Origin of the sequence: Pedobacter sp., from assembly GCF_035566355.1 — a bacterium.
Lineage (GTDB): Bacteria > Bacteroidota > Bacteroidia > Sphingobacteriales > Sphingobacteriaceae > Pedobacter.
Map to the genome: position 1 here is coordinate 1 of NZ_DATMRL010000719.1, position 3,942 is coordinate 3,942.

Annotated in this window: 2 protein-coding genes and 2 pseudogenes; 1 reads left to right on the forward strand and 3 read right to left on the reverse strand. The window is 38.8% G+C overall.

Annotated features, from left to right (window positions below):
• Window positions 1-908: pseudogene (locus VNZ46_RS28160) on the reverse strand (hypothetical protein); the annotation flags it as partial.
• A 314-nt stretch (window positions 909-1,222) separates the two neighbouring features.
• Here VNZ46_RS28160 and VNZ46_RS28165 point away from each other — a divergent pair.
• Entirely contained in the window at window positions 1,223-1,858 is a 636-nt protein-coding gene (locus VNZ46_RS28165; RefSeq protein ID WP_233174044.1) for an MgtC/SapB family protein, read from the forward strand.
• Between the two features lie 12 nt (window positions 1,859-1,870).
• Here VNZ46_RS28165 and VNZ46_RS28170 read toward each other — a convergent pair whose 3' ends face one another.
• Both VNZ46_RS28170 and VNZ46_RS28175 read right to left on the reverse strand, forming a co-directional pair.
• Window positions 1,871-2,911, reverse strand: a complete 1,041-nt coding sequence (locus VNZ46_RS28170) for a linear amide C-N hydrolase (protein ID WP_325564834.1) — start codon at window positions 2,909-2,911, stop codon at window positions 1,871-1,873.
• A 777-nt stretch (window positions 2,912-3,688) separates the two neighbouring features.
• A pseudogene (locus VNZ46_RS28175) lies at window positions 3,689-3,942 on the reverse strand (hypothetical protein); the annotation flags it as partial.

Genomic DNA, 3,942 nt, shown 5'->3' on the forward strand with positions numbered 1-3,942 from the left:
GCAAGTTGCACCATAATTTCAGGTGGGGTGATATAATCGCTCACATAAGCATTGAAGTATTTATGCCCGGCCACCTGGCTCCAGCATCCGGGACTTTCTATCAGATCTTTTAACCCTTTATCCAGAATGTCCGGCCAGTTCTGGTACCTGGTCTCTGGTCTTGGGAGAAGCAGGTAAATTCTTGCCAGCAGATTTAGAAATTGCCGGTTGGTTTGGAACTGGTTCTCCGGGAAATCTGCGTCGAACGCGACGAACGCGTCATTGATGATGGTTTCTTTGCCGGCTTTTAAAGGCTTGTCTTTAGCAGGGGGCAATGCAAAGCCCATTTCCGGCCAGTTACCGCCTACGGTATCGGCACAGGAGGTTTGAGTTTGTTCACAGTAATCGCCAAGCGCAGTCAGGTTTTGGAGGTAGAGGATTGACGCAGATTTTGGCCGGGTCTGTGTCAGATAGATCAAACCGGTTCTTGTCCCTTCCTGGTTGATGTGTATCTTTCCAATTGTATTTTCAGGATGCTCTTTTTTTTTGCTCATCAGAATGTCTTTCGGCCAGAACGGAATCAGCAGATCTTTTTTGGGTTTTAGACGGGTAGTGTAACGTAGCACAGGATTTATTCCCTGTTGGTCAATGGTAATTTTGACTTGCTGCTTGCCTGTATCGCTGTCGAGTTCTACATCAATACCCTCGTTGTTTTCAGTGGCTTTAGTAATTTTGAGAACTTCTCCTGGACTAAATGCTGCACGGAATGCAGCTCTTCCGCCATTGGGTAGTTCAACCATGATCCAGATGGAATCAGTGGTTTTAAAAACTTTAAACTCAAAACTTTTGGCTACTGTTCTGTAAAGTGGTGTTTTGTTTTCCGCTAATTCAGAACTTGCGGATACCGCCCAGGGAGTTAGTCCATTCATAACAAGCGAGAATTAAAGGTTTAATCTGACTGATCCCAACAGTAATTTCTGCGCTTTGTTTTATAAACGTGATTTTTTTTGCACTCCACCCAATTTGAAATAGCTGGCAAGCTACTGCCCGGCCTTTTTTGGATGCGATATTATAGCTAGTTTATTGTACAGTGAACATCAGGTTTTACGTATGAAGGCTCACTGCTCTGCTGGCTTTCAATCAGAACCTGGCGATAAAACAATAAACCAAAAAATATGGTTAAGTTAAAACCAAACACGCTGGTACTAGTTTACAAAGACAAATAACAATTAGAAATTTATTTATGGATTTCACAATAGAATTAGAAGATATGATTGCTATGATGGTTTCCATCATATGCGGTGGTGCAATAGGATTTGAACGAGAATATAAAAATAAGTCTGCTGGCTTTCGCACTATAATTCTGATTTCCCTCGGATCTACAATTTTTACTATAGTTTCCCGGCATGGCGCTGGGGCCGATGACCGAATTTCGGCAAATATCATCACCGGCATCGGTTTTATTGGCGCAGGTGTAATATTTAAAGACAAAATTTCTGTCAGGGGATTAACTACCGCTGCTGTAATTTGGACTTCTGCAGCGATCGGCATGACCACCGGTATCGGCTATCATGCCTTAGCTTTATGTCTCACTGTCATCACCCTTGGTGTTCTCTTAATGGTTACAAAAGTAGAGCAGATGATTGCCCGGCTTCAAAAAGAACGACTCTTAAATGTAACCTTCCGTGATCCGGATTTTAATCAGATTGAGCGGCTGGAAAACATCTTAAATACAAAAGGCCTTTCTGTGGAAAGAGTAGAAATCACCAAAGAAAATGATCATTTAATTGTCGTGTTTAAGGTATCAGGTCAAAAAAAGTACTTGGTGATCATGAGTGAAACGCTGGCCACATTACCAGAAATCATCAGTTTTTCTTAGATCGTCTTGAAATCAGATTCCTAAAAATTTGAAAGGTTCTGCTGCTTTAAATTCCGAATTTGACAGGCCATTAAGTGCAATGCTCTGTTTTAAATTCAGTTTCATAGATTTTGAACCTTCATTTAAATCAAATTTACTCAAGTCTACCCAAAAGGTACCCGGGATTAAAACATTTTCAAAATAATAGACTTTATTTTTTTGATCTGCTACAGACCTCCATCGGGTTGAAGAAATGTTAGGCTCTGTTTCTGAACTAATACCAAAAGGTACAGAACAATTTCTGATTACGCTAAATACGCTGGCAACCGCAATTCTGGTATCGTCAGTTTGGGGAATGGCATTAATGTAATAAGAAGCTCTCACAAAACGATCGGCTGCACGATTGGTGCCTGGCAGCATGATTGTTCCGGGAATACCCGACCAATAATTATTTAAAGCAAGCTGCTCACTAAATATTGGAGAGTTCGTCATCACGGTATAGGAAGTATCATGATGAATCACTAGCTTTCCATTAATATATTCAAATATTGCATTATCACCTGAAGCATCCGAAATGGATAAATGAAGGGTCGTGAATTTTTTAGTGCCGGGAATATAATCACTGACTATAACGAACGCCTCATCTTTTAGCGCAGTAACAGCTTCATTTACAGTTGCAAAATTATCCAGGACATACTGTGCCCATGCTGAAATAGTAATGCCTTTCTTTTTACCATCGGGTTCGAATTTTGGATAACTGGATTCCACCAGCCACAACACATTGGCTACTAACCCCTTCTCATTTAAACCATCTACAGTTGCAATATCCCAGGCACTGGAAATTACACTACCATACTTGGAAGTCCATTTTAAAGACTGTGGACCTACTTCACCATTTCTGGCGATTCCTCTGGGAAATACCCACAGATTAGCAGAAATTTCATCTTTCCAGTCCATACTTCGGGCAGTGATCACTGTTCCATTGGGGCCTTTATACACTACTCGTGTACAGGCTACAGATTCCTTTTGACCTAAAAGAAATGCTACAAAAACAAAAGAGAAAAAATACTTCATATTGATAGATGTTTAATTAAAGTTTAACACTACAATTAGTTAGTAATTGACCATCAAAAAATAAAAAGGTTGATAAGAGCATTTTTTTAAAATAAAAAAATTAAATTATTTTATTCCAAATACACGGTATTGCACCACGCCTTATAAAGTTAAGAAAACAAATATTATAAGCAGCTTTTTTTTAGAATTCATGTGGCTATTTAAAATGCAACACCATCCTAGTCGCGTTAGACTCGAATTCGAGTATAAGACAATAGTTTTTGTTTAATTTTTAAAAAAATAAACTAAACAACACTAAAAGTAGTTATATAATAAAAGGGCTTCATACCCCTTCGGTGTAATAACACAGGGCTATCCTTGGGAGGGGATAGCCTGTTTTAATTTAACTTATACCCTGGTCGTCTAAGTTTAAATTGCCCGAATATTAAGTACGATTAAAAAAAAGGAAAATTATCCTTTCAAAAATGGAATCTGATGATTATTTTTAAGTTCTCAGCCAAATGAAACTATGAAGAGGGGGATTTACGCCGTATTTAGCCTTATGGCAATTGCAGTAATATACATTACAAAAACAGAACTACAAAACACCACTTTAACCTGCTTAATTGGCGCTACGATATGTGCTTTGGCCATTTGCATATATTTTGTTAAGTCTAGAAAAGCAGCTCAACGACGTTATCGTGAACAGATTTTTCAGAATCATATGCGCATGACCTTGAAAAATCATTGGCATTGATAAATCGCTAGCGCTTCATGGCTGCTTTCTTCCAAAACCAATTACTGATTTTTTGATAGAATCCGGGAATTTTTCTTTAGAAACTTAATAGTAATGCCGATCTGGCCAAGATGGTAAAAATCGTGATGGATAAGTCCCACAACGAGATATTGGTAATTATACCGAAACGAGGGGTCGGCAAATGGATATGCATGATAAAGGTACTGATCGTCCTTTTCTTCAAGAAAAGAAATCAGATTCCTTTGGCTCTTGAAAAAATCTTCTGAGAGCTTAGTCCAACCCTGTACTTTAAGAT

Excerpts from the sequence above, each read along its gene's own strand:
- VNZ46_RS28165 (WP_233174044.1), top strand. The coding sequence starts at position 1,223 with ATGGATTTCACAATAGAATTAGAAGATATGATTGCTATGATGGTTTCC.
- VNZ46_RS28170 (WP_325564834.1), bottom strand. The coding sequence starts at position 2,911 with ATGAAGTATTTTTTCTCTTTTGTTTTTGTAGCATTTCTTTTAGGTCAA.